The 25,997-nt window shown below is 60.1% G+C and carries 16 protein-coding genes; 13 read left to right on the forward strand and 3 right to left on the reverse strand.

The window, feature by feature from the left end; all coding sequences use genetic code 11:
* Positions 1-96 precede the first annotated feature (96 nt).
* Positions 97-975, forward strand: a complete 879-nt coding sequence (locus tag LNV06_RS00085) for a WxcM-like domain-containing protein (protein ID WP_263536214.1) — start codon at positions 97-99, stop codon at positions 973-975.
* Positions 965-2,086, forward strand: a complete 1,122-nt coding sequence (locus tag LNV06_RS00090; RefSeq protein WP_263536215.1) for a DegT/DnrJ/EryC1/StrS family aminotransferase — start codon at positions 965-967, stop codon at positions 2,084-2,086. Before LNV06_RS00085 ends, LNV06_RS00090 begins: the two co-directional genes overlap by 11 nt.
* Before the next feature lie 44 nt (positions 2,087-2,130).
* Here the strand turns inward: LNV06_RS00090 and LNV06_RS00095 are convergent, their stop codons facing one another.
* On the reverse strand, positions 2,131-2,607 hold the full coding sequence (locus LNV06_RS00095) for an acyltransferase (RefSeq protein WP_263536216.1): 477 nt from the start codon (positions 2,605-2,607) through the stop codon (positions 2,131-2,133).
* A 135-nt stretch (positions 2,608-2,742) separates the two neighbouring features.
* Positions 2,743-12,486, reverse strand: a complete 9,744-nt coding sequence (locus tag LNV06_RS00100; RefSeq protein WP_263536217.1) for a beta strand repeat-containing protein — start codon at positions 12,484-12,486, stop codon at positions 2,743-2,745.
* Between the two features lie 502 nt (positions 12,487-12,988).
* Here LNV06_RS00100 and LNV06_RS00105 point away from each other — a divergent pair.
* From LNV06_RS00105 to LNV06_RS00130, 6 genes are all read left to right on the forward strand, one after another.
* Positions 12,989-13,945, forward strand: coding sequence for a glycosyltransferase family 2 protein (locus LNV06_RS00105; RefSeq protein WP_263536218.1), 957 nt, complete (start codon positions 12,989-12,991; stop codon positions 13,943-13,945).
* 68 nt (positions 13,946-14,013) lie between these two features.
* The gene (locus LNV06_RS00110) at positions 14,014-14,610 is read left to right on the forward strand and encodes an acyltransferase (RefSeq protein ID WP_263536219.1); all 597 of its coding nucleotides are present in this window, start codon (positions 14,014-14,016) and stop codon (positions 14,608-14,610) included.
* A 12-nt stretch (positions 14,611-14,622) separates the two neighbouring features.
* Positions 14,623-15,987, forward strand: coding sequence for a bifunctional glycosyltransferase/class I SAM-dependent methyltransferase (locus LNV06_RS00115; RefSeq protein WP_263536220.1), 1,365 nt, complete (start codon positions 14,623-14,625; stop codon positions 15,985-15,987).
* 71 nt (positions 15,988-16,058) lie between these two features.
* Positions 16,059-17,192, forward strand: a complete 1,134-nt coding sequence (gmd, locus tag LNV06_RS00120) for a GDP-mannose 4,6-dehydratase (RefSeq protein WP_263536221.1) — start codon at positions 16,059-16,061, stop codon at positions 17,190-17,192.
* Positions 17,189-18,136: a GDP-L-fucose synthase family protein gene (locus LNV06_RS00125; protein ID WP_263536222.1), complete on the forward strand. Its 948-nt coding sequence runs from the start codon at positions 17,189-17,191 to the stop codon at positions 18,134-18,136. The genes gmd and LNV06_RS00125 overlap by 4 nt, the downstream gene beginning before the upstream one ends.
* Complete coding sequence (locus LNV06_RS00130) at positions 18,133-19,305, forward strand: DegT/DnrJ/EryC1/StrS family aminotransferase (RefSeq protein WP_263536223.1); 1,173 nt, start codon at positions 18,133-18,135, stop codon at positions 19,303-19,305. Before LNV06_RS00125 ends, LNV06_RS00130 begins: the two co-directional genes overlap by 4 nt.
* Before the next feature lie 29 nt (positions 19,306-19,334).
* Here LNV06_RS00130 and LNV06_RS00135 read toward each other — a convergent pair whose 3' ends face one another.
* Positions 19,335-20,000 carry a GntR family transcriptional regulator gene (locus LNV06_RS00135; RefSeq protein ID WP_263536224.1) on the reverse strand — a complete coding sequence of 222 codons (666 nt, stop codon included), beginning with the start codon at positions 19,998-20,000 and terminating at the stop codon, positions 19,335-19,337.
* Between the two features lie 89 nt (positions 20,001-20,089).
* Between LNV06_RS00135 and scpA the strand changes: the two genes are divergently transcribed.
* The 5 genes from scpA (at position 20,090) to LNV06_RS00160 (ending at position 25,965) form a co-directional block, all read left to right on the forward strand.
* Positions 20,090-22,267, forward strand: a complete 2,178-nt coding sequence (gene scpA, locus LNV06_RS00140; RefSeq protein WP_263536225.1) for a methylmalonyl-CoA mutase — start codon at positions 20,090-20,092, stop codon at positions 22,265-22,267.
* Positions 22,268-22,286: 19 nt separating this feature from the next.
* The gene (locus LNV06_RS00145) at positions 22,287-22,829 is read left to right on the forward strand and encodes a GNAT family N-acetyltransferase (RefSeq protein WP_263536226.1); all 543 of its coding nucleotides are present in this window, start codon (positions 22,287-22,289) and stop codon (positions 22,827-22,829) included.
* On the forward strand, positions 22,826-23,866 hold the full coding sequence (gene meaB / locus LNV06_RS00150; RefSeq protein ID WP_263536227.1) for a methylmalonyl Co-A mutase-associated GTPase MeaB: 1,041 nt from the start codon (positions 22,826-22,828) through the stop codon (positions 23,864-23,866). The genes LNV06_RS00145 and meaB overlap by 4 nt, the downstream gene beginning before the upstream one ends.
* Positions 23,867-23,944: 78 nt before the next feature.
* Positions 23,945-25,477 (forward strand): acyl-CoA carboxylase subunit beta, encoded by a 1,533-nt coding sequence (locus LNV06_RS00155; RefSeq protein WP_102766911.1) that lies wholly within the window; start codon positions 23,945-23,947, stop codon positions 25,475-25,477.
* Positions 25,474-25,965 (forward strand): hypothetical protein, encoded by a 492-nt coding sequence (locus LNV06_RS00160; RefSeq protein WP_263536228.1) that lies wholly within the window; start codon positions 25,474-25,476, stop codon positions 25,963-25,965. Before LNV06_RS00155 ends, LNV06_RS00160 begins: the two co-directional genes overlap by 4 nt.
* Positions 25,966-25,997 lie beyond the last annotated feature (32 nt).

The raw sequence follows: 25,997 nt of genomic DNA on the forward strand, positions 1-25,997 counted from the left end.
AAGTTCTATTTTTGACCGTCTACGTTAATTTTTAATTGTTCTGTGGAAGATGGTATTTTTTGCGGCAAGGCAGTTTGCAATATGAGTGGAAAAACAATGAACTATTCTGTTGACCCGGCCGCGTCGGTAGGGAGTAATTTTTCTATCGGAGATTACTCAGTCGTTAGCTCTGGTGTTGCCATTGGGGATGGCGTCTCAATAGGGGGCGGAGTTTTTCTTTGGTCGGGCATGGTCCTCGAGTCTGGCGTAGTGATTGGGTCTAACGCCTCTTTCGCGACGGACGTTGAAGCAACGTCGGCCGAAGCCGTCAGCACCACGGTATTGCGTTCGGGTGCTCGAGTCGGCGCCAATGCAACGATTGGTGCTGGTCTGACCTTGGGTGCAAATTGCCGAGTCACTCCCGGTTCAGTCGTGACACGAGATGTACCGCCCAATGCGATCGTCGCGGGCAATCCCGCGCACATTACCGGTTACGTCAATACACCTCACCTTGACCTGCCGGGTCAAGCGGCCTCCGCCCGCACCGGAGCTGCTGACGGCGATTTGCCTGTTTTGCATGTCAAACAAGCCGCCTTGCACCGCTTGCCCAAGATCGTCGACTTGCGCGGTGCCTTGTCCTTCGGCGAGGTGGGTGCTCATCTTCCATTCGAACCTAAGCGCTTTTTCATGGTCTATGACGTCCCGAGCCGCGAAGTGCGGGGTGAGCATGCACACAAGGCATGCCACCAATTCCTGGTCTGCGTGAAAGGCAGTTGCGGCATCGTAGTGGACGACGGCCAGTTCCGCGATGAAATCCTGCTGGACAGCGCCCGCGTCGGTCTGCACATCCCTCCGATGGTGTGGGGTATTCAGTACCAGTTCTCTCGTGATGCCGTTCTCTTGGTGCTGGCCTCGGATATTTACAGCGCCGAGGACTACATCCGCAATTACGACGAGTTTTTGCGCGCCGTGCAGGGAGACCGTCATGGCGCTTGAGCAACAGACCCCTATTTCAGTTCCGTTCTTGGATCTGCAGCCGAGTTATACGGCGTCAAAACCTGCCATTGATGAAGCTCTGCAGCGCGTTGCTGCCAGTGGCTGGTTCTTGCTGGGGCAGGAGTTGAAGGCCTTTGAAACTGCGTTTGCAGAGTTTTGTGAAGCCCGAGCTTGCGCCGGTGTCGCCAACGGTCTGGACGCCCTGCATCTCTCCTTGTTGGCGCTCGGCGTCGGGCCGGGGGATGAGGTCATCGTGCCGTCCAACACCTACATTGCGACCTGGCTGGCGGTCAGCCAATGCGGTGCTAGTCCCGTGCCGGTCGAACCCGATGAGAAGACCTTCAATCTGGACCCCTCGAAAGTTGCTGCGGCCATTACCCGCAAGACCAAAGTGATTCTGCCTGTGCATTTGTACGGGCAGCCCGCCGATATGGACGCGATCCGAGCGCTCGCAAGGGCTCACGGTCTCAGCGTTTTGGACGATTGTGCTCAGGCTCATGCGGCCCGGTACAAAGACCGCCAGATCGGCAATTTGGCGGACATCTCGGCCTGGAGCTTTTATCCCGGTAAGAACCTGGGCGCCTTTGGAGACGGCGGCGGCGTCAGTAGCTCCAACGAGGCCTTGCTTGACACGGTTCGTGTGTTGCGCAACTACGGATCGCGGGTCAAGTACCACAACGAGCTTAAGGGCTTTAACTCACGACTGGATGAAATTCAGGCAGCCGTTCTCTTGGCCAAGTTGCCGCAATTGCGTGCCGCCACCGAGCAAAGAGCGCAGATTGCCGCGCAGTTTCTAGAGGGTTTGGCCGGCTTGGATTTGCAACTGCCTTTTGTGCCCGATTGGGCTGAGCCGGCTTGGCATTTGTTCGTGGTCCGCCACGCGGACCGCGATGGCTTGCAGCGGCGCCTTGCCGCTCGAGGCGTGGGCAGTTTGATTCATTACCCGGTGCCGCCGCATCTGCAGCCCGCCTACGCGGAATTGGGCTACGAGGCGGGTGCCTTTCCGATTTCGGAGGCGATGCACCGGGAGGTGCTGAGCTTGCCCATATGGCCCGGCATGAGTGAGGCCCAAGTCGAGCAAGTGATCCAGGCGGTGCGCGCCTCGGCTTGAAGTATGGGCACTGCTTGGGCCAGGTCGACAAGGCCCGGCCATTTCTAGCGGACTGAACTTGGCCCCTTGTAGGTCGCCGGGTTGCCAAACCAGAGTTCGTCTGCTGGCACATCCTTGGTCACCACACTGCCGGCGCCGATCAAAGCGCCCGCCCCAATCCGCACTCCACCCAAAATCGTAGCGTTCGCGCCGATCGAGGCGCCACGCTCGACATAGGTGCGTTGAAAAGCCTCGGGATAGGCTTTCGAGCGCGGATATTTGTCGTTGGTGAAGGTCACATTGGGGCCGATGAAGACATCGTCTTCCACGGTGATCCCGTCCCACAGTTGCACGCCGGACTTGACCGTGACTCGGTCGCCCACCAAAACGTCGTTTTCGATCAGGCACTGGGCATTGACATTGCAGTCCTGGCCGATGCGCGCGCCAGGCAGCACCACGCAGAACTGCCAGATCACGGTTCCGGCGCCAATGTTTGGGCTTTGCACATCGGCTGTGGGGTGGACTTTGAAGTTGCTGCTCATCACGGTGCTCGCGCTAGAGTGGATCAAAGAAAATGGGCAATGAAGATAAACCAAAGCGCCTTGGGACCTGCGCAGACCCAAGGCGCCCTGGACACCGGGGAGAGGCATTTCTCCCCGCCGTGCGATCAACACCTCTTAAATCAGAGGATTGAATCGATTATCTTCCTCATCATTGTGCTTGCGAGGCACCAGGAGATGGCCTGCATGCTCGGACGACGCGGGCGGTGTGAATCCACTGGCCAGATTGGCTTCCTGTAGCAGGCTACCGGATGGGCCGCTCAACAAGTCACCCAGCTTCACATCGGGTTTGGCCTCGTGGGCGGCGCCTTCAGGCTGAACATCCTTGCTGAACCAGACGTCCGCCACCGTGTGGCTTGCGCCATCCGCGGTCTTGTAGCCTGAGACCAAGCCGATCAGATTGCCGTTGTCCAACTCGCTGTGCTTGTTGGCGTTCAATCCAATCTCGGTGATGCCCAACTCGGTCAATGTGCGAAGTTCGCCGGCATCGGTCTTGCCATCATGGTTGGCATCGACCCAGACACGTAGATCCTTAAAGTGAGTGTCATGGAGGTCCAGCTTGCCATCGTGGTTGCTGTCCTCGCCCGACATGGCCTGGTAGCCGTTGGCTGCATGTTTGCCGTTGGCCAGAACCGTGCCGGTGCCGAACAACTCCTTGCCGTCATTGATCTGGCCGTCATGGTTTCTATCCATCACCAGCAGACCATCGTTGCCGCCCACCCAGCCCCATTTCTGAGCGTGACCGGTGGCGTTCAAGTCGAAGTTGACGCCACTGGCCGCCGACAAGGTGTCAATACCATTGCCGTCCAGGTCCAAGACGATCGGTGTCGCCAGGAACAAGGCGTCCAACTGATCACCCGACATCGCACTGATCTGGTCGGTGGTGAATGAGGACACTTGAGTCATGTTCATCTTGGCAATATCGACAGCTTCAAGTCCGGCGATCTGATCGGTCGTCAGGCTGACGATCTGATCGGTGGTGATGCCGGCCATCTGCGCCGTGGTTAGAGCCTTGATGTCTTCCGATCCGAAACGATGGAACTGATCGGTGCTGAAGGCATGGATTTGCGATGAAGTGAAGGCCGCGATCTGCGCCGTGCTCAAGGCGTCCACATCATCGCTCGCCAGCGTTCCGATCTGATCCGAAGTAAAGGCGCGGATCTGTGCGCTGGAGAAGCTGTGGATTTGGTCGGTTGTCAACGCTTGGAACTGCTCGGTCGAGAAGGAAGAGAGTCCCGAAGTCGATAGACCAACCAAACTGCTGGTCGCAATGGCTCCGATATCTTCGGTCTGCAGGCCGGTGAGTTGAGCACTCGAGAAGCTGGCGAACTGGCTGCTCGAGAAGGCACCCACCTGATCCGAGGTGAAGGCCGTCATATCAGCCGAGTTCAGGCCGCGCACAGCCGCTGTCGTCATGGCCCGCAGGTCCTCCGTCGCCATGACCTTGATTTGGTCGGTGGACATCACGGAGATCTGCGAGGACGTCAGTGCAGCCACTTGGCGGGTGCTCAGGGCCTGCACATCATCGGTCGCCCAGCCGCTGATCTGCGTGGTGCTCAAGGCGGTCAGCTGTAGATTGGTCAGGGAGGTGACTTGGTCAGTCGTCAGCGCATTCAGCTGGTCGGTGTTCAAGGCACGCATGGCGAACACACTCAAGGCCCGCAGGTCCTCAGTCTGCAGTGCCTGCATCATGTCGGTACTGATACCTGCCACCTGCACCGCAGTGAGTGAAGCGAACTGTGCCGAGCTCAGAGAGTTGAGGTCATCTGAGCCCATGGCCAGGACCTGCGCCGAATTGATGCTGGCGATCTGGCTGCTGCTCAGCTTGGTGATCTGGTCGGAGCTCAAGGCCACAAACTGATCGGTGCTGAACTTGGACAGTGCCGCCGTCGACAGGGCTCGCACATCCTCCGTCTGCATATTGGCGATCTGCTCGGTGTTGAATCCCGAAGTCTGTGCGGAGCTTAGAGCCGCAAACTGCGCCGTGCTCATGGCCACCACAGAGTCCGTTGTCAACGAGGCCAACTGATCAGAAGTGAAGCCGCGGATGGCGGTCGAACTGATCGACGACAGATCGTCGCTGGCCAAGCCGCGCACCTGGTCACTCGTCATTGCACCCAATTGGGCGGAATTGAGGGCCTTGAATTGCTCGGTGGTCAGCGAGTTCAAGTTGTCGGTGGAAAGGCCCTTGACCTGGCTGGTGGTCATCGATGCGACCTGAGCGGTGCTCAAGGCACGCAGCTGATCGGTCCCCAAGGCCGCAAACTGATCGCTGGCCAGGCCGCGCAAGGCTGCGGTGGACAGGGCCCGCAGATCTTCAGTCTCGAACTTGCTCATCTGTTCGGTCGTCAGCCCGCCAATTTGCTGCGTTGTCAGTTGCGAGAACTGTGCGCTGCTCATGGCCACGAATTCGTCGGTCGTCAGGGCGCCGAGCTGCACGGACGTGAAGCCGCGGATACCGCTGGTGCTGATCGAGGCCAGATCCTCGGTACTCATCGCACGCAGCTGATCGGTGGTGATCGCCCCAATCTGGGCCGAGCCCATCAGCTTGAATTGCTCGGTGGTGAAGGCGTTCAGGTTGTCGCTGCTCAGGCCAGCGATCTGCGTCGATGTCAGCGCGTTGACCTGTGAGGAGCTCAACTTGCTGATCTCGTCGGTGGTCAGCGCCGCCAGCTGATCGGTGCCCAGGGCACGAATGGCGGCGGTGCTGATGGCGCGCAAGTCATCGGTTTCCAACTTGGCGATCTGATCGCTGTTCAAACCACGCACTTGTGCGGAGGTCAGGGCCGCGAACTGGGTCGTGGTCAGGGCCACGGTCTCGTCCGTGGTCAACGCGGCGATCTGGGCCGAGCTCAAACCGCGGATGCCATTGGTGCTGATCGCGGCCAAGTCTTCCGTCTGCATGCTCCGCAGCTGATCGGTGTTGATCGCACCGATCTGGGCGGAACCCATCAGCTTGAACTGCTCGGTCGTGAAGGCATTCAGGTTGTCGCTGCTCAGGCCTGCGATCTGGGTGGAGGTGAGAGCATTGACCTGCGAGGTGATCAGCTTGCTGATTTCATCGGTGGTCATGGCCGCCAACTGATCGGTACCCAAGGCCCGAATTGCGGCGGTGCTGATGGCCCTCAAGTCATCGCTTTCCAGCTTGGCGATTTGGTCGCTGTTCAAGCCCTTGACCTGTGCAGAAGTCAAGGCCGAGAACTGGGCTGTGGTCAGGGCCACGGACTCGTCGGTGGTCAGCGCGGCAATTTGCGCCGAACTCAGACCGCGGATGCCGTTGGTGCTGATGGCGACCAGATCCTCGGTCGTCATCGTGCGCAACTGATCGGTGTTGATGGCCCCAATCTGCGCTGAGCCCATCAGCTTGAACTGTTCGGTGGTGAAGGCGTTCAAGTTGTCACTGCTCAAGCCGCCAATTTGCGTAGAGGTGAGCGCGTTGACCTGGGCCGAACTCAGTTTGCCGATCTCGTCGGTGGTCAAGGCAGCCAACTGATCGGTGCCCAGGGCTCGAATCGCCGCGGTGCTGATGGCGCGCAGGTCATCACTCTCGAGATTGGAGAGCTGATCGCTATTCAAACCACGCACTTGGGCGGAGGTCAGTGCGGCGAACTGGGTCGTGGTCAAGGCCACGGTTTCGTCGGTGGTGAGGGCTGCGATCTGGCTTGAGCTCAGGCCTCGGATGCCAGCGGTACTGATCGCGACCAGATCCTCGGTCGTCATGGTGCGCAGCTGATCGGTATTGATGGCACCGATCTGTGCTGAGCCCATCAGCTTGAACTGTTCGGTCGTGAAGGCATTCAGGTTGTCACTGCTCAGGCCGGCAATTTGCGTCGAGCTGAGGGAATTGACCTGTGCGGTGGTGAGTTTGCTGATCTCCTCGGTGGTGAGGGCGGCCAACTGATCGGTGCCCAGGGCGCGAATGGCGGAGGTGCTGATCGCGCGCAGATCATCGCTCTCCAGCTTGGAGAGTTGATCGCTGTTCAAACCACGCACCTGACCGGAAGTCAGGGCGGCAAACTGCGACGTGGTCAGTGCCACGGTTTCGTCAGTCGTCAAGGCGCCAATCTGGGCCGTGCTCAGACCACGAATGCCGTTGGTGCTGATGGCAACCAAATCTTCCGTCGTCATGGTGCGCAGCTGATCGGTGTTGATCGCCCCAATCTGCGCTGAACCCATCAACTTGAACTGCTCTGTCGTGAAGGCGTTCAGGTTGTCGCTGCTCAGGCTGGCGATCTGAGTCGAGCTCAGGGCGTTGACTTGAGCGGAGCTGAGCTTGCCTATCTCGTCAGTAGTCAATGCGGCCAGCTGATCCGTGCCCAGGGCTCGGATTGCAGCAGTACTGATGGCGCGCAGGTCATCGCTCTCCAGCTTGGAGAGTTGATCGCTATTCAAACCGCGGACTTGTGCCGAGGTCAGCGCGGCGAACTGGGCCGTCGTCAGAGCCACGGTCTCGTCGGTGGTCAGCGCTGCAATCTGGGCCGAGCTCAAACCACGAATCCCGTTGGTGCTGATGGCGACCAAATCCTCGGTCGTCATGGTGCGTAGCTGATCAGTGTTGATGGCACCGATCTGCGCCGAGCCCATGAGCTTGAACTGCTCGGTCGTGAAGGCGTTCAGGTTGTCGCTGCTCAGGCCGGCGATCTGCGTCGAGGTGAGCGCGTTGACCTGTGAAGAGCTCAGCTTGCTGATCTCATCGGTGGTCAAGGCCGCCAATTGATCCGTGCCCAGGGCGCGAATCGCGGCGGTGCTGATGGCACGCAGGTCATCGGTCTCCAGTTTGGAGAGTTGGTCACTGTTCAATCCACGTACTTGTGCGGAGGTCAAGGCGGCGAACTGGGTCGTGGTGAGGGCCACGGTCTCGTCCGTCGTCAAGGCGCCGATCTGAGCTGAGCTCAGGCCGCGGATGCCGGCAGTGCTGATGGCAACCAGGTCTTCCGTTGTCATCGTGCGCAGCTGATCGGTGTTGATCGCTCCGATCTGGGCCGAGCCCATCAGTTTGAACTGCTCGGTGGTGAAGGCGTTCAAGTTTTCGCTGCTCAGGCCGCCGACTTGAGTGGATGTGAGTGCGTTGACTTGGGCAGAAGTGAGCTTGCTGATCTCGTCGGTGGTCAGGGCAGCCAGCTGATCCGTGCCCAGGGCCCGAATCGCGGCGGTGCTGATGGCCCGCAGGTCATCACTCTCCAGCTTGGCGAGCTGGTCGCTGTTCAAACCCTTCACCTGAGCCGAGGTCATGGCCGAGAACTGAGCGGTGGTCAGGGCCACGGTTTCGTCTGTCGTCAACGCGCCGACTTGGGCCGAACTCAGACCTCGTATGCCGTTGGTGCTGATGGCGGCCAAGTCTTCAGTCTGCATGGTGCGCAGCTGATCGGTGTTGATCGCACCAATCTGGGCCGATCCCATCAGCTTGAATTGCTCGGTCGTGAAGGCGTTCAAGTTATCGCTGCTCAGGCCACCCACTTGGGTCGAAGTCAGGGCATTGACTTGAGCGGAGCTCAGCTTGCTGATCTCATCAGTGGTCAATGCGGCCAACTGATCTGTGCTCAGGGCGCGAATGGCTGCGGTGCCGATGGCGCGCAGGTCATCGGTTTCCAGCTTGGCGATTTGATCGCTGTTCAGGCCGCGTACTTGGGCTGAGGTCAGGGCAGCGAACTGGGCGGTCGTCATCGCCACGGTTTCGTCCGTGGTCAACGCGGCAATCTGTGCAGAATTCAGGCCGCGAATGCCGTTGGTGCTGATGGCGACCAGATCTTCGGTCGTCATGGTGCGCAGTTGATCGGTGTTGATGGCACCGATCTGTGCCGAGCCCATGAGCTTGAACTGCTCTGTCGTAAAAGCGTTCAGGTTGTCGCTGCTCAAACCGCCAATTTGGGTCGAGGTCAAGGCATTGACTTGGGCTGAGCTCAGTTGGGCGATTTGATCTGTGCTCAGTGCCGCCAACTGTTCGGTGCCCAGGGCTCGCAGTGATGCGGTGCTGATCGAACGCAGGTCATCGCTTTCCAACTTGGCCAGCTGATCGCTGTTCAAGCCGCGAACCTGAACCGAAGTTAGCGCGGCGAACTGAGCGGTGGTCAGCGCCACGGTTTCGTCGGTGGTCAGCGCGGCGATCTGCGCCGTGCTCAGGCCTCGGATGCCTGCTGTGCTGATGGCGACCAAATCTTCGGTCTGCATGGTGCGCAGTTGATCGGTGTTGATCGCACCGATCTGTGCCGAGCCCATCAGCTTGAACTGCTCAGTTGTGAAGGCGTTCAAGTTATCGCTGCTCAGGCCCGCGATCTGCGTGGACGTGAGTGAATTGACCTGGGCCGAAGTAAGCTTGGAAATTTCGTCAGTGGTCAATGCGCCCAGTTGATCCGTGCCCAAGGCGCGAACGGGTGCTGTGGTGATGGCGCGCAGGTCATCGCTTTCCAACTTGGAAATCTGGTCGCTGGTCAAACCCTTCACCTGTGCGGAGGTCAGGGCGGCGAACTGGGCGGTGGTCATCGCCACGGTTTCGTCGGTGGTCAGCGCGGCGATCTGGGCCGAACTCAGTCCACGGATGCCGTTGGTACTGATGGCGACCAGATCTTCGGTCGTCATCGTGCGCAGCTGATCGGTGTTGATCGCGCCGATTTGGGCCGAGCCCATCAGCTTGAACTGCTCAGTCGTGAATGCATTCAGATTGTCGCTACTCAGGCCCGCGATCTGGGCGGAGGTGAGGGCGTTGACCTGTGCGGTGGTCAGTTTGCTGATTTCCTCGGTCGTCAAAGCGGCCAGCTGATCGGTGCTCAGGGCTCGAATGGCGGCGGTGCTGATGGCACGCAGGTCATCGCTCTCCAGTTTGGAGAGCTGATCGCTGTTCAAACCACGCACTTGTGCGGAAGTCAGGGCAGCGAATTGGGTCGTGGTCATTGCCACGGTCTCGTCGGTGGTCAGCGCGGCAATCTGGGCCGAACTCAGACCACGAATGCCATTGGTGCTGATGGCGACCAGATCTTCGGTCGTCATGGTGCGCAGCTGATCGGTGTTGATCGCGCCGATTTGGGCCGAGCCCATCAGCTTGAACTGCTCCGTCGTGAATGCATTCAGGTTGTCGCTGCTCAGCCCGGCGATCTGGGTGGATGTGAGTGCATTGACCTGAGCGGATGTCAGCTTGCTGATTTCGTCGGTGGTCAAGGCTCCGAGTTGATCGGTACTCAAGGCGCGTAGAGCTGCTGTGCTGATGGCGCGCAAATCATCAGTTTCCAACTTGGAGAGTTGATCACTGTTCAAGCCACGCACTTGCGCCGAGCTCATCGCGGCGAACTGTGCCGTGGTCATGGCCACTGTCTCGTCGGTAGTCAGCGCACCCACTTGTGTGGAGCTGAGGCCTCGGATGCCGTTGGTGCTGATGGCCACCAGGTCTTCCGTGGTCATCGTGCGCAATTGATCGGTGTTGATCGCGCCGACCTGGGCCGAGCCCATCAGCTTGAATTGCTCAGTGGTGAAGGCGTTCAGGTTATCGCTGCTCAGGCCACCCACTTGAGTCGAGGTCAGGGCATTGACTTGCGCGGAACTCAGCTTGCTGATCTCATCCGTGGTGAGGGCTGCCAGCTGATCGGTGCCGAGGGCACGCAGCGCGGCGGTGCTGATGGCTCGCAGATCATCACTCTCCAGGTTGGAGAGTTGATCGCTGTTCAGACCTCGCACCTGAGCGGAGGTCAACGCGGCGAACTGGGCCGTGGTCAGGGCCACGGCCTCATCTGTCGTCAACGCGGCGATCTGGGCGGAGCTCAAGCCGCGGATGCCGCTGGTGCTGATGGCGACCAGATCCTCGGTGGTCATTGTGCGCAGCTGATCGGTGTTGATCGCGCCGATTTGGGCCGAACCCATCAGCTTGAACTGCTCGGTCGTGAAGGCGTTCAGGTTGTCGCTGCTCAAGCCTGCGATCTGAGTGGAGGTGAGCGCATTGACCTGAGCAGTCGTCAGTTTGCTGATTTCCTCTGTCGTCAAGGCGGCGAGTTGATCCGTGCCCAGGGCCTTGATCGCTGCGGTACTGATGGCGCGCAGGTCATCGCTTTCCAGCTTGGAGAGCTGATCACTGTTCAAGCCGCGTACCTGTCCGGAGGTCAGTGCTGCGAACTGGGTCGTGGTCAAGGCCACGGTTTCGTCGGTGGTCAGCGCGCCAATTTGGCTCGAGCTCAGGCCTCGGATGCCGGCGGTGCTGATGGAGGTTAGATCCTCCGTGCTCATGGTGCGCAGCTGATCGGTGTTGATCGAAGCGATCTGGGCCGAGCCCATTTGCTTGAACTGCTCGGTGGTGAAGGCGTTCAGGTTGTCGCTGCTCAGCCCGCTGATCTGGGTGGAGGTGAGGGCGTTGACCTGGGAGGTGCTCAGCTTGGCAATTTCATCAGTGGTCAGGGCGGCAAGCTGCTCAGTGCTCAATGCGCGAAGAGCCGCGGTGTTGATGGCGCGCAGGTCATCGGTTTCCAGCTTGGACAGTTGATCGCTGGTCAGACCCTTGATTTGGGCGGAACTCAGCGCAGCGAACTGGGACGTGGTCAGGGCCACGGTTTCGTCCGTGGTCAGCGCGGCGATCTGTGCCGAGCTCAGTCCGCGGATACCATTGGTGCTAATGGAGGCCAAGTCCTCCGTTTGCATGGTGCGTAGCTGATCGGTGTTGATTGAGCCTATCTGGGCCGAACCCATCAGCTTGAACTGTTCGGTGGTGAAGGCGTTGAGGTTGTCGCTGCTCAGCCCGCTGATCTGTGTGGAGGTGAGTGCGTTGACCTGTGAGGAACTCAGCTTGCCAATTTGATCCGTACCCAGAGCCGCGAGTTGATCCGTACCCAGTGCTCGCAAAGCACCTGTGCTGATCGCACGAAGATCATCGGTCTCCAGTTTGGAGAGCTGATCGCTGTTCAAACCCCGCACTTGAGCGGAAGTCAGGGCCGAGAATTGCGCGGTCGTCAGCGCCACAGTTTCGTCCGTCGTCAGCGCAGCGATCTGGGCCGAGCTCAGGCCTCGGATACCGGCCGTGCTGATAGCGGCCAAGTCCTCCGTCTGCAGGGTGCGCAACTGATCGGTGTTGATGGCAGCGATCTGGGCCGAGCCCATCAACTTGAACTGCTCGGTGGTGAAGGCGTTCAGGTTGTCGCTGCTTAAACCGCTGACTTGAGTGGAGCTCAGCGCGTTGACCTGCGCCGAGGTCAGCTTGGTAATCTGATCGGTGCCCAGAGCCGCCAGTTGGTCCGTTCCCAAGGCGCGCAAGGCCGCGGTGCTGATCGCGCGCAAGTCGTCAGTTTCCAGCTTGGCGATCTGGTCGCTGTTGAGCCCGCGCAACTGGGCAGAGGTCAAGGCAGCCACTTGGGCCGTGCTCAGAGCAACAATGCCGTCCGAAGTCAATGCGCCAATCTGGCTGGAACTGAAGCCCCTGACCGATGCCGTGCTGATGGCTGCCAGGTCTTCGGTGGTCATGGTGCGCAGCTGATCGGTGCTGATGGCGCCGATCTGAGCTGAGCCCAGGCTGCGGAATTGTTCGGTCGTCAGCGCATTCAGGCTGTCGCTGGAAAGACCCGCGATCTGGTTGGAGGCCAGCACCTTCAGTTGCGCTGAGGTGAGGCGTTCGATTTGATCGGTCCCCAAGGCGGCGAACTGGTCAGTGGTCAGCGCGCGAATCGCTGCGGAGTTCAGCACGCGGAAGTCATCTGACTCCAGAGCTCTGAGCTGATCGGTGCCGAGTGCTCGAATGGCGAACGAGCCAAGTGAACTCACCTGGGCGGTTGTCAGCGCTACGATTTGGTCCGAGGAAAACGCTGCCCAGTCTTCCGTGGTGAGCTTGGCCAAGCCTTTGGTGCTCAACTTTTGGATCGCTGCCGTTCCGAAGGACAAAATGGATGAGGGCATGGTTAGCTCACTTGGTTAATTTCGCGAGGACGCTCGAAAGTCGATCGGCCTGTTGGGCGCTGTTGATGAAATTCAGCAGCAGCGCTGAAAAACTGGGACTGAAATTTCCGCCAAAAACGAAGACGCGGAGGATCGCTCCGACGACCAACTCTCTTGGCAGTTCACTCGGATTTCGGCGTCCTGGCCTTTAACTTGAGCCAAGCCGTTCATCGCCCAAGTCCCGAGCCGGGTGTAAACCCGAGCGCGCGAAGGGCATTTAGCGACGAGATTCATGGTCGTGTTCATGGCATAAGGATGTGGCGTCGAAATCTGCAGCTCGCGCAGGCGAGCCCACGGATTGCAAGGTTCAGCAATGCTAGGGGCGTGAGTTTTCGGAAAAAGATTCAAAAGCTGTAGCAATACTTGGCTGTTCTGAGCTTGGCGGTGTGAATTGCTGCGCTTAAATCTGTTCCGCAATGCAGCAAGCTCATTCCACTGCAAGACCTCGGACGCCCGCCCGCCCATGAAGATCACCACCTTGATTCCGGCTTACAAGACCAAGCACATGCTGGAGTTGCTCACAGGCTTAGCGACACAAACACGTCCGAGTCAGCGGATCATCATTTCCGATGACAGCCCGAACGGTGAGTTCACCGAGCGACTCAACAGCCCGGAGCTGGGCTATCTGCGGGCTCGTTTGCCAATAGAAATCGCCGCCGGGCCAAAGATTGGCGCTTATCAGAACTTCACCCATTTGCTGAAGCTCTGGAATGGCAGCTCAGAACTTGTCCACTTGTTGTTGGATGACGACGTGATCTACCCCGACTTTTATGCGCGCCATCTGAACGCCCATGAAGCAGGAAGCTTCCCATGCAGCATCAGTGCCCGATGGACAGCCAATGAGCGGGGCCAGCCCATTGAGGGCATGCCGATCCCCGAAGGGGTCTTCAATTCCTTGAATCGTTTGGTGACCCTGGACGCCGGCGCTATGTTTGTCAGTACCGTGCCGCAGTGCCAGAACTGGTTTGGCGAGTTTTCCAACTGCGTCATGCGCGCGAATGCTGCGGACTTGATGTTCCAGCATGAGTTCGCTGGCGTGTCTTATGCCGGTCTATGGGATCTGGGTTTTTTTCTAGCGGCCAGTATTCGCGGGCCGATCGCCTATATCCAGGACCGCTTGGGTTACTTCAGAACCGGGGGGGGGGGGCATTCGGCGCAGCTCTATGGCAAGCATATGAAGGCCGCACACCTGGGCTATGTGGCCTTGGCGCTGGGCGGCAAGAAACTGGGGCGCTTGGGTGAATACCATGCACGCCTGTGCTATCACGGCATTGCTGCGGCCTTGATTCAGCGTTATGGCCAGCAAGAAGACATGTTGCCGTTTTGTCAGGTCTTGCCACAGATGGCGACCGGCGAGGCTGGCGCCGAAGAGCGCTTTGAGCAACTTTGGTCAGAGTACCTTGTCATCAACGGGTTCTGACAGTGACGGCATTGCAAAAGCGATTTGAGCGCCTGCGCGCCCTCATTGGCGCCAGCAGTCCATTTGATTTGGACCAATGGGTGCGAACTTTGTTGATCCACTATTTCTTCCATGTCTCGGACCGGGCAAGGATGGAGTTGATGGGTGAGGGCGCGCGCGTTCTCAACTTGTTGACTCCGACTCATTTCAAAGGGGCGGGCAGGATCCGCCTGGCGGCGAGCTCAGTCTTTGGCGTGCCGCGTTCTCCAGGCAGCTATGGCGCCAGCTATATCGAATCTCGCACGCCTGATTCCCTGATTGAAATCGGCGCTGACACGGTTTTCAATAATCGTTGCGTGCTGATTTCGGAGGGGGCGTCCATTCGTTTTGGTGCGCGCTGCCTGATCGGCCCAGAGCTTCATGTGATGGACAGCAATTCGCATGACTTACGTTTGGATCATCGTCGCCAGCCCGACTCCAAGCCCATGGCGGTGGAAATTGGAGACGATGTTTTCATCGGTTCGCGGGTCACTATTTTGAAGGGCGCTCGCATCGGGCGTGGTTGTGTGATTGCTGCCGGTGCGGTGCTGATGCCGCGTTTTGAGGCGCCTGAACTGTCTATCGTGGCCGGCAATCCGGCGACGGTGGTCGGACGCGTCGCTGACGAAGTTGGTGGCAACAACTGAAAAGAAACTGATATGAGTATTCATGACATTCCCGTTGTTGCCGTGTCCTACAACGCGCCTGAGTTGTTGCAGGGCATGCTGGCCTCCATGCGTCGCTTTTATCCCAATAAAGTCCATGTGGTGGACGGCTCTGGGCCTGAGTTTGTCGACAAGATCCGGGCGGTAACCGAGCAGTTTGAGAACGTGGAACTGCATGTCCAGGGGTTCAATATTCATCACGGACCGGGCATGGCTTGGGCCATTGCGAACCTGCCGCTGGGCGAGCGAGCCTTGTTCCTAGATACTGATGTGGTGGTGCTGCGCGAGGGCTTTCTCGAGGCACTCAACGAAGCGCTGCGTCCCTGTGACTATGGTGCAGGCGGCGTGGCCTATGTAAACCGCGATGGTTTCGACATTCCTTACGCTTATGGTGCGGTGGCCTATTTGCATCCACCTTGCATGCTGTGCAATATAGAAGTCATGCGCCAATGGCCTTTGCCGATCAAGCACGGCGCACCAATGGTCGCACCCATGTTGGCTTTACACGATGCAGGCCAATCCGATTTGCTGCGCAATCTGGATTGGGCCAAGAACGACGTGCTGATGGGCACGCGTAAGGTCTATATCGACCATATTGGCATGGGTACCAGTTCTGCAACCGGCGGCTACCATTTGGAAGAGTGGATGGCCGAGGTGCAAGCCCGCCAAGCCGCCAAACCTACCGGCGCCATGCCCAGCGAGGGGCCGGGCGAGGGCTTCAATCCCGACTTACTGGCTATGATCCCGGCGCATGCCAAAGCCATCTTGGAAGTCGGCTGCAGCACGGGGGCTCTGGCCTATGCCCTCAAGCGACAGCGGTCCGACGTTCACTACATGGGCATGGAGTTGGACCCTAAGGCAGCTGAAATCGCCGCGCGCTACTGCGACGGCATGGCTGCGCTGGACATTGAAGGCGCTGATGAATCGCTCTACCGCGACTACGCCTCGCGCGACTGCTGGGTGTTTGGAGACGTTCTGGAACACCTGCGCGACCCTTGGGCCGTGCTCACCAAGATTCGCAAAGTGCTACCGCCCGGCGGCTGTGTGGTGGCGAGCATTCCGAATGCCCAGCACTGGAGTTTGCAGGCTCGATTGGCCGTAGGCGAATTCCGTTATGAAAGCGCCGGCTTGCTCGACCGCACCCATTTGCGCTGGTTCACCCGCGTGACATTGTTTGAGCTGTTCGCCCGCGCCGGCTTGCGTATCGAGGCTGGCCTGCCGCGAATTTTTGATGAGCCGGGACGGGAGCCGATCCTGGCCGCGATCCGCCAGATGGCTATTGCTCAAGGTCGTGATGCAGAGGGCGCGGTGCGTGATGCCTTGCCTTTGCAATATGTGGTGAGAGCTGTTGTCGCCTAAGTGGCCTCAATAGCTGCGAGAGGCTTTACAGTGTGCTGCTTTAGGCGGCATCGAATAACGGAGTTAGGACAATGCAAGCAGCAAAAAAGAAAGTGGCGCTGATCACTGGCGTTACTGGGCAAGATGGCTCCTACTTGGCGGAGTTCCTGCTGGAAAAAGGCTATGAGGTGCATGGCATCAAGCGCCGCGCCTCTTCCTTCAATACAGCCCGCGTTGACCATATCTTCCAAGACCCGCATGTGCCATCTCCGCAGTTCCATCTGCACTATGGCGACTTGAGCGACACCAGTAACCTGATTCGCATCATGCAGGAGGTTCGACCGGATGAGGTCTACAACCTGGGCGCGCAAAGCCACGTAGCCGTCAGTTTTGAGTCTCCAGAGTACACCGCCGATGTCGATGGCATGGGCACCCTGCGTTTGCTAGAAGCGATTCGAATCCTGGGCTTGGAAAAAACAACCCGCTTCTACCAGGCCAGCACCAGCGAGTTGTACGGCCTGGTGCAGGAAGTGCCTCAGCGCGAAACCACCCCTTTTTATCCACGCAGCCCCTATGCGGTGGCCAAGATGTATGCCTACTGGATCACGGTGAACTACCGCGAGGCTTATGGCATCTACGCTTGCAATGGCATTTTGTTCAATCACGAAAGCCCGCGGCGCGGCGAAACCTTTGTAACGCGCAAGATCACTCGTGGACTTTGCAATATTGCGCAAGGCTTGGAGCATTGCTTGTACGTCGGCAATATGGATGCCTTGCGCGATTGGGGTCATGCCAAAGACTATGTGCGCATGCAATGGATGATGTTGCAACAGGACCATGCCGAGGACTTCGTCATTGCTACCGGCGTGCAACACAGCGTGCGTGAGTTCGTTCAGATGACCGCGGGTGAACTGGGTTTGAGTCTGCGCTTCGAGGGCCAGGGTGTGGACGAAGTGGCCATCGTGGACGCCATCGCTGACTCGGACAAGGCGCCCGCCCTCGCCGTGGGTGATGTAATCCTGCGCGTGGACCCGCGCTATTTCCGCCCGACAGAAGTCGAGACTCTGCTGGGTGATCCCAGCAAGGCGAAGGCCAAGCTGGGCTGGACGCCAGAAATCACGGTGCAAGAAATGGCTGCCGAGATGGTGGCTGCCGATTTGGACCAGGCGCGTCGCCACGCCCTGCTCAAGCGCCATGGCTATGAACTGCCGGTCACCATTGAATGAGCAGCCGTATTGCTAAGCAGCGGGTGCTGCTGACCGGCGGCGCTGGCATGGTGGGTCGCAATATTGCGGAGCATCCGGGCGCTGCCGACTGGGACTTGATTGCACCGATCCGCGCCGACGTGGACTTGGAACGTTTCGATGCGGTTCAGGCTTTTGTGCGTGAAGTCAGGCCGGATGTGGTGATTCATTCTGCGGGGCTGGTTGGCGGCATTCAGGCCAATATTGCGCGGCCAGTGGACTTTCTGGTGCGCAATACCGATGTGGGGCGCAACATCATCTTGGCAGCTCATGGTGCCGGTGTCTCGCGTCTGATCAATCTGGCCAGTTCGTGCATGTATCCGCGCAATGGCGTCAACCCACTTCGTGAGGAGCAGGTCTTGAGCGGCGAGCTTGAGCCTACCAATGAGGGATACGCTCTCGCCAAGATCTATGCCACCCGGCTTTGCCAATACCTGCGTCGCCAAGAGCCGGAGTTGCAGTACAAGACTTTGATTCCTTGCAATTTGTATGGGCGCTTTGACAAGTTTGATCCTGTGCATTCGCATCTAATTCCAGCGGTCATTCGCAAGCTGCATGAAGCCAAGGCGGCAGGCAACTCAACGGTCGAGATCTGGGGTGATGGCTCGGCGCGCCGCGAGTTCATGGATGCAGCGGACCTAGCTGATGCGGTCGTTCGCCATGTCGAACATGGCGAGCAAGCGCCGGACTTGATGAATATAGGTTTGGGCCATGACTACACGATCAAGGCCTACTACGAGGCCGCCGCTCAAGTCGTGGGCTGGCATGGTGAGTTCGTTCACGATCTCAGCAAACCGGTGGGCATGCGCCAAAAGCTAGTGGATGTAAGCCGGCAGACCGCCTGGGGCTGGGCGCCCAAGATCAGCCTGGAACAGGGCATTGCGCGCTGCTACGACTATTTTCTCGACAAGGTTGTTTCGACATGACACATCAGTTTCCACTTGCCACTTCGTCCTGGGGTGCAGAGGAGTACGCCGCCATGGCCGGCGTGATTGCCAGCGGCCACTTCACCATGGGAGAAAAAGTTGCGAGCTTTGAGCGTGACTTTGCCCGTTTTACGGGCAGCAAGCATTGCGTGATGGTGAATTCCGGTTCTTCGGCCAACCTATTGATGACAGCCGCTCTGTTCTATACCAAGAACGACAAGCTGAGGCTCAATCGTGGCGATGAAATCATTGTGCCGGCGGTGTCCTGGCCGACGACCTACTACCCCCTGCATCAATACGGCTTGCGCCTGAAGTTTGTCGATATTGACCCTGAGACGCTGAATTACGACTTAGAAGCTTTGGCTTCTGCAATTGGCGAACGCACCCGAGCGATCATGATCGTCAATTTGTTGGGTAACCCCAACGATTTTGACGCCATTCGCAAGCTTGTTGCGGGCCGCGACATCGTGCTGATGGAGGACAACTGTGAGTCCATGGGCGCGACATTCAAGGGTAAACAGACCGGCACTTTTGGCGTGGTGGGCAGCTTTAGTGCCTTCTTTTCGCACCATATCTCCACGATGGAAGGCGGCATGGTCGTCACTGACGATGAAGAGCTTTACCACGTAATGCTGTCGCTGCGTGCCCATGGCTGGACGCGCAATTTGCCCAAGCACAACCATGTCAGTGGCACCAAGAGCGATGATCCCTTCGAGGAATCCTTCCGCTTTGTGCTACCCGGTTACAACCTGCGCCCACTTGAACTCTCCGGCGCTCTCGGGATCGAGCAAACCAAACGCTTGCCAGCTTTGATTCAAGCGCGCCGCGAGAACGGCCGGACCTTGCAGGCCGCCATGGCCGATCACCCCAGCCTTGCGATTCAGCGGGAGCTGGGTGAAAGCAGTTGGTTTGGTTTTGCCCTGACCATCAAGCCAGGCAGCAAGCGTACTCGGGCTGAACTGGTTGCAGCGCTGAACGAGGCCGGTTTTGAATGCCGACCCGTGGTGGCTGGCAATTTCGCCAAGAACTCTGTGGTGCAGTACTTTGATCACGAGATCCATGGCAGCTTGCGCCACGCCGACTACCTAGACAAAAACAGCCTGTTTGTCGGCAATCACCACTACCCCATTCCCGAAGCAATCTCCGCCTTGAGTGCGATCTGGCGCTAATGAATAGCGTGCTCGTGCGCGGCCTAACTTCAGGCCGTCGCCGCAGCCAATCCGTTGTCGAAGTGTGCGCGCATCAGCCGCGCAGCTTCGCCCTCATTCCGGGCCAGCAGTGCCTGGATGAGCGCGCGGTGTTCTTGTAACGACTCTTGCAAGCGCCCTTGCTTGAACAGCGAGTGATGCCGGTTGAGCTTCATCACCCGGCGCAGGTCAGTGACGATTTGCGAGCGCCAACGGTTGGCGTCAATCTCCAACAGGCGCAAATGGAACTGCTCATTGGCGGCGAAAAACGCGTCCCGGTGGCCGATTTGCTGCTCGAGTTGCTCATGCAGCCGTTTCAAGTCCGCCAACTCTTCAGCGCTAGCGGCGCGCGCCACTTGGCCGGCCGCATCACTCTCCAGCAAGGCCAATAACTGATAAGCCTCGCGCACATCGCGCTCGCTCATTTCGGTGACATAGGCGCCGCGGCGCAGCTTCATGGTCACCAAGCCCTCAACGGCCAGCACTTTCAGCGCTTCGCGCATTGGCGTGCGGCTGATGCCCAGCTCGGCGCAGAGCTTCAACTCATCAATCCAGGCACCTGGCTCCAGTTGGCGGCCAAAAATCTGCTGGCGCAACTGTTCGGCCACTTCTTGATAAAGGGCGCGGGGCGCCAAAGGGCGAGGCGCGTCGGGGCGGGTCTTGGCGTCGGCGTTCATGGCGATCTGCCGTCAGTGTAGCGTCAATTCTGAATTTATAATTATGAATGATGGTCGCGCTATGATGGAGCGTCCGCAGGAGCCAAGAGATGTCTGAATCCAAGAAGCAAGCGTTCGAATTCCCGCAAGCCACGCTGGCGCAGTGGGAAAAAGCCGCCGCCAAATCCGCCCCAGGGGGCGATGTCTCGGCCCTGAACTGGCACACGCCCGAAGGCCTGTCGGTCAAGCCGCTTTACACCGCGGCCGACACGGCGGGTCTGCCCCATGCTGACACCTTGCCCGGCTTCGAGCCCTTTCTGCGCGGCCCGCAGGCCACCATGTATGCGGTGCGGCCCTGGACCATCCGTCAGTACGCGGGCTTCTCCACCGCCGAGGAAAGCAATGCCTTCTACCGCAAGGCCTTGGCGGCTGGCGGGCAAGGTGTGTCGGTGGCCTTCGATCTGGCCACCCACCGCGGCTACGACAGCAACCATCCGCGCGTGACAGGCGATGTCGGCAAGGCCGGCGTGGCGATCGATTCGGTTGAGGACATGAAGATCCTCTTCAACGAGATCCCGCTCGACAAGGTGTCCGTCTCCATGACCATGAACGGCGCCGTCTTGCCGGTGCTGGCGGGCTATGTGGTGGCAGCGGAAGAGCAGGGCGTTTCGCAGGACAAGTTGAGCGGCACCATCCAGAACGACATCCTCAAGGAGTTCATGGTCCGCAACACCTACATCTACCCGCCCGAGCCCTCGATGAAGATCATCGGCGACATCATCGAGTACACGGCGCAGAAGATGCCCAAGTTCAACTCGATCTCGATCTCGGGTTATCACATGCAGGAAGCTGGCGCCAACCAGGCGCTGGAGCTGGCCTTCACCCTGGCCGACGGCAAGGAGTATGTGAAGACCGCCCTGGCCAAAGGCCTGGATGTCGATGACTTCGCGCCGCGCCTGTCCTTCTTCTGGGCGGTGGGCATGAACTTTTATCTGGAGATTGCCAAGATGCGGGCGGCGCGCCTGCTCTGGTGCCGGATCATGAAGGGCTTCGAGGCCAAGAATCCGAAAAGCCTGATGCTGCGCACGCACAGCCAGACCTCGGGCTGGTCGCTGACCGAGCAGGACCCTTACAACAATGTGGTGCGCACCACCATCGAGGCCATGGCCGCGGTCTTCGGTGGCACGCAAAGCCTGCACACCAACTCGCTGGACGAGGCGATTGCCCTGCCCACCGAGTTTTCATCGCGCATTGCCCGCAACACCCAGCTCATCATCCAGGAAGAGACCCACATCACCAGCGTGATCGACCCCTGGGCCGGCAGCTACATGATGGAGTCTTTGACGCAGGACATGGCCGACAAGGCCTGGTCCATCATCGAAGAGGTCGAGGCCATGGGCGGCATGGTCAAAGCGGTGGACAGTGGCTGGGCCAAGCTCAAGATCGAAGCCAGCGCGGCCCAGAAGCAGGCGGCCATCGACTCGGGCCGCGATGTCATCGTCGGCGTCAACAAGTACAAGCTGGCCAAGGAAGACAAGATCGAGATCCTCGATGTCGACAATGTCCGTGTGCGTGACGGCCAGATTGAGCGGCTCAAGGCCATCAAGTCCAGCCGCGACAATGCCGCCGTCCAGGCCGCGCTCAATGCTCTGACCGAAGCCGCCAAGTCCGGCCAGGGCAATCTGCTGGACTTGAGCATTCAGGCCGTGCGCCTGCGTGCCACGGTGGGCGAGATCAGCGATGCGCTGGAGGCCGTCTACGGTCGTCACCGCGCCGACACCCAAAAGGTCACCGGCGTCTATGCCGCCGCCTACGACTCGGCCGAGGGCTGGGCCAAGCTGCAGGACGAGATCAAGGCCTTTGCTGACGTCCATGGGCGCCGCCCGCGCGTGATGGTCGCCAAGCTGGGCCAGGACGGCCACGACCGTGGTGCCAAGGTGGTGGCCACGGCCTATGCCGATCTGGGTTTTGATGTGGACATCGGCCCGCTGTTCCAGACCCCTGAGGAATGCGCCCGCCAGGCGATCGAAAACGATGTCCATGCGGTCGGCATCTCGACCCTGGCCGCCGGTCACAAGACGCTGGTGCCCGCCATCATCGCGGCGCTGAAGGCGCACGGGGCCGATGACATCATCGTCTTCGTCGGCGGTGTGATTCCGGCGCAGGACTACGACATGCTCTATGAGGCTGGCGTCAAGGGCATCTACGGCCCCGGCACTCCGATCCCGGCCAGTGCCAAGGATGTGCTGGAGCAGATCCGCAAGTCGCTAACAGCTGCCGCGGTTTGAGCCAAGCGCTGAGACACGCATGAGTGCCTATCAGCTGCAGCCGGTGGCGGCCGAAGATCTGGACGCGCTGTTCCAGCTGCGCATGGAGGCCTTGCGGCCCAGCCTGGAGCGACTGGGTCGCTTCGACCTGGCGCGCAGCCGTGAACGTTTTGAGGCCTTGTTCGAGCCCGAGACCATGCGCCACATCTGCCGCGGCAGCGAGCGGGTCGGGTTCTTGATGCTGCGCGAAACGCCCGCGGGTGAAGCGTCAGCCTTGCGTCTGGAGCAGCTATACCTGCAGCCCGCGGCGCAAAGCCAGGGCATCGGCTCCTGGGTGCTCAGCTGGGCCAAGGACCAGGCTCGGGGGGCGGGCCTGAACCTCAGCCTCTCGGCCCTCAAGCTCAGCGATGCCAACCGTTTCTATCTGCGCCACGGCTTCAAGGCGGTGGGCGAGAGTGAGTTCGACATCGACTACCTTTGGCGCCTGCCCCATGTCGGTGATGAGGCTCGCCTGGCCCAGGTGCCGGACGGTATTGCACCGGTGTGGTCGGGCGTGCAGGGTAAGAGGACGGGGCGCGAATGAGCGCAGCGTCGCCCAGCACCAGCCTGGCGCCGGCCCTGCTGGCCGGCCACGGCCCGCAGCAGCGCCGGGCCATGGCCAAGGCCATCACCTTGCTGGAGTCGACGCGCCGCGATCACCGCGTCCAAGCCGATGCCTTGCTGACCGACCTGCTGCCGCACACAGGCAAAAGCTTTCGCCTCGGCATCTCGGGCGTGCCCGGCGTGGGCAAGAGCACCTTCATCGAGGCCCTGGGCCTCTTTCTGATCGCACGCGGCCACCGCGTCGCTGTGTTGGCCGTGGACCCGAGCAGCAGCGTCTCGGGCGGCTCCATCCTCGGCGACAAGACCCGCATGGAGCGGCTCTCGATGGACGAGCGCGCCTACATCCGCCCCAGCCCCAGCACCGGCACCCTGGGCGGCGTGGCCGAGAAGACGCGGGAGGCCATGCTGGTCTGTGAAGCGGCCGCCTTCGATGTGGTCATCGTCGAGACCGTCGGTGTGGGCCAGAGCGAAACTGCCGTGGCCGGCATGACGGACATGTATGTGCTGCTGCAGCTGCCCAATGCCGGCGATGATTTGCAGGCGATCAAGAAGGGCGTGATGGAGCTGGCCGATTTGGTCGTCATCAACAAGGCCGATCTCGATTGGGCGGCCGCCACCCGCGCCCAGGCGCAGATCGGCTCCAGCCTGCGGATCTACGGCTTCCACGGCCACAGCCACATTGACCACGCCACGGCGGGCAAGACCTGGCACCCGCAGGTGATGCAGCTCAGCGCGCTCAAGCCCGAGCAGGGCGAAGGCTTGGAGCGCTTCTGGGCCCAGGTGACGGCTTACCGCGAATTGCAGCAGACCCAAGGCCACTGGCTGGCCAAACGCCAGCAACAGGCGCAGAGTTGGATGTGGGAGCGCATCCATGCCGGCTTGCGCCAGCAGTTTGCCGGCTCGCCGGCCGTGAGTGCCCAGCTGCCCCAGATCACCGAAGATGTGCTGCAAGGCCGCCTGGCGCCCTCCACCGCAGCACGCCAACTGTTGAATTTCTTCTCCGGAGATCAGAAATGAAACCCCCACGCCCAATGAATGGGCTGCCCCCCGAGGGGGCGCGTCCTTCCTTGGGACGGCCCGACGAAAGGACTTCCCATGCATGACATCCAACAAAGACTGGAAGAAAAACGTGCCCAGGCCCGTCTGGGCGGCGGCGAAAAGCGCATCGCCGCCCAGCACAAGAAAGGCAAGCTGACGGCGCGCGAGCGCCTGGAGCTGCTGTTCGACGAAGGCACCTTCGAAGAATGGGACATGTTTGTCGAGCACCGCTGCGTGGATTTCGGCATGGCCGAGAACAAGATCCCCGGCGACGGCGTGGTCACCGGCTACGGCATGATCAACGGCCGCCTGGCCTTCAGTTTCAGTCAGGACTTCACCGTCTTCGGCGGTGCCTTGTCCGAGGCGCATGCCGAGAAAATCTGCAAGGTGATGGACCAGGCCATGAAGGTCGGCGCCCCGGTGATCGGCCTCAATGACTCGGGCGGCGCGCGCATTCAGGAAGGCGTGGCCTCCCTGGGCGGCTATGCCGATGTGTTCCAGAAGAATGTGCTGGCCTCGGGCGTGATCCCGCAGATCAGCATGATCATGGGCCCTTGCGCCGGCGGCGCGGTCTACTCGCCGGCCATGACCGATTTCATCTTCATGGTCAAGGACTCGAGCTATATGTTCGTGACCGGGCCCGAGGTGGTGAAGACCGTGACGCACGAGGAAGTGACGGCCGAAGAGCTCGGCGGCGCCGGCACCCACACCAGCAAGAGCGGCGTGGCCGACCTCAGCTTCGAAAATGATGTCGAAGCCATCCTGATGCTGCGCCGCTTCTTCAACTACCTGCCGCTGAACAACCGCGAGAAGGCGCCGACCCGGCCCAGCGGTGACCCCGGCAACCGCCTCGATCATTCCCTCGACACCCTGGTGCCGGACAATCCGAACAAGCCCTATGACATGAAGGAGCTGATCCAGAAGACGGTCGACGACGGCGACTTCTTCGAGCTGCAGCCCGACTACGCCAAGAACATCCTGACCGGCTTTGCCCGCATGGAAGGCCAGACGGTGGGCATCGTCGCCAACCAGCCGCTCGTGCTGGCCGGCTGCCTGGACATCAAGAGCTCCATCAAGGCCGCGCGCTTTGTGCGCTTCTGCGATGCCTTCAACATCCCGGTGATCACCTTCGTCGATGTGCCCGGCTTCATGCCCGGCACCTCGCAAGAGTACGGCGGCATCATCAAGCATGGCGCCAAGCTGCTTTATGCCTATGCCGAGTGCACGGTGCCCAAGGTGACCGTCATCACCCGCAAGGCTTACGGCGGCGCCTATGACGTGATGGCCTCCAAGCATCTGCGCGGCGACGTCAACTTCGCCTGGCCTAACGCCGAAATCGCGGTGATGGGTGCCAAGGGCGCAGTCGAGATCATCTTCCGCGAAGACAAGGGCGACCCGGAGAAACTGGCCGCCAAGGAAGCCGAATACAAGGCCCGCTTCGCCAACCCCTTTGTCGCCGGTGCGCGCGGCTTCATCGACGATGTGATCCAGCCGCATGAAACCCGCAAGCGCATCTGCCGCTCCCTGGTCATGCTCAAGGACAAGAAGCTGGACAACCCCTGGCGCAAGCACGGGAACATTCCGCTGTGAATTTCGCCAAGGCGCTCGTAGTCTGGGCCGGGCAGCTGCTGGTTTGCGGCAGCGTACACGCTGCTTTGCCTGCAGCGGACTGCGTGGCGAGCCACGCGCAAGCCCATGCCGAGGCAGCATCACAGCCTGCTTCGGCGCCAGAAGCCGCCTCGGCCCAGCAGCAATTCGCGGCCTGCGCCTTGCAGCGCTACGGCGCATCGGCCGCCAGCCGCGTGGAAGCATGCGGCAACGATCTGGCCAGCCTGCCGGTGATTCTGCTTTATCGCGTCGATGGCTTGACGCGCAGCCAGGCCCTGGCCGATCTGCAGCGCGAAGGTGCGCTCAGCGATGGCAGCGAGTACGCCCAGCGCGCGCCGGCCATGCTGAGCTTTGCCTACCAGGGCGCTGCGGCGGCCAAGGGGCAGGGCGCTGCCTGGATCGAGCGCCGCGTCGTCGAATGGACCGATCTCTGCCTGGCTGGGCGCCTGCGTTTCTCGAAACCGCGCTGAAGCCGGCCGAACCAATTTACTGATGGGGACAA

It is taken from the genome of Paucibacter sp. Y2R2-4 (genome assembly GCF_025717535.1).
In the GTDB taxonomy this organism is placed as follows: domain Bacteria; phylum Pseudomonadota; class Gammaproteobacteria; order Burkholderiales; family Burkholderiaceae_C; genus Paucibacter_A.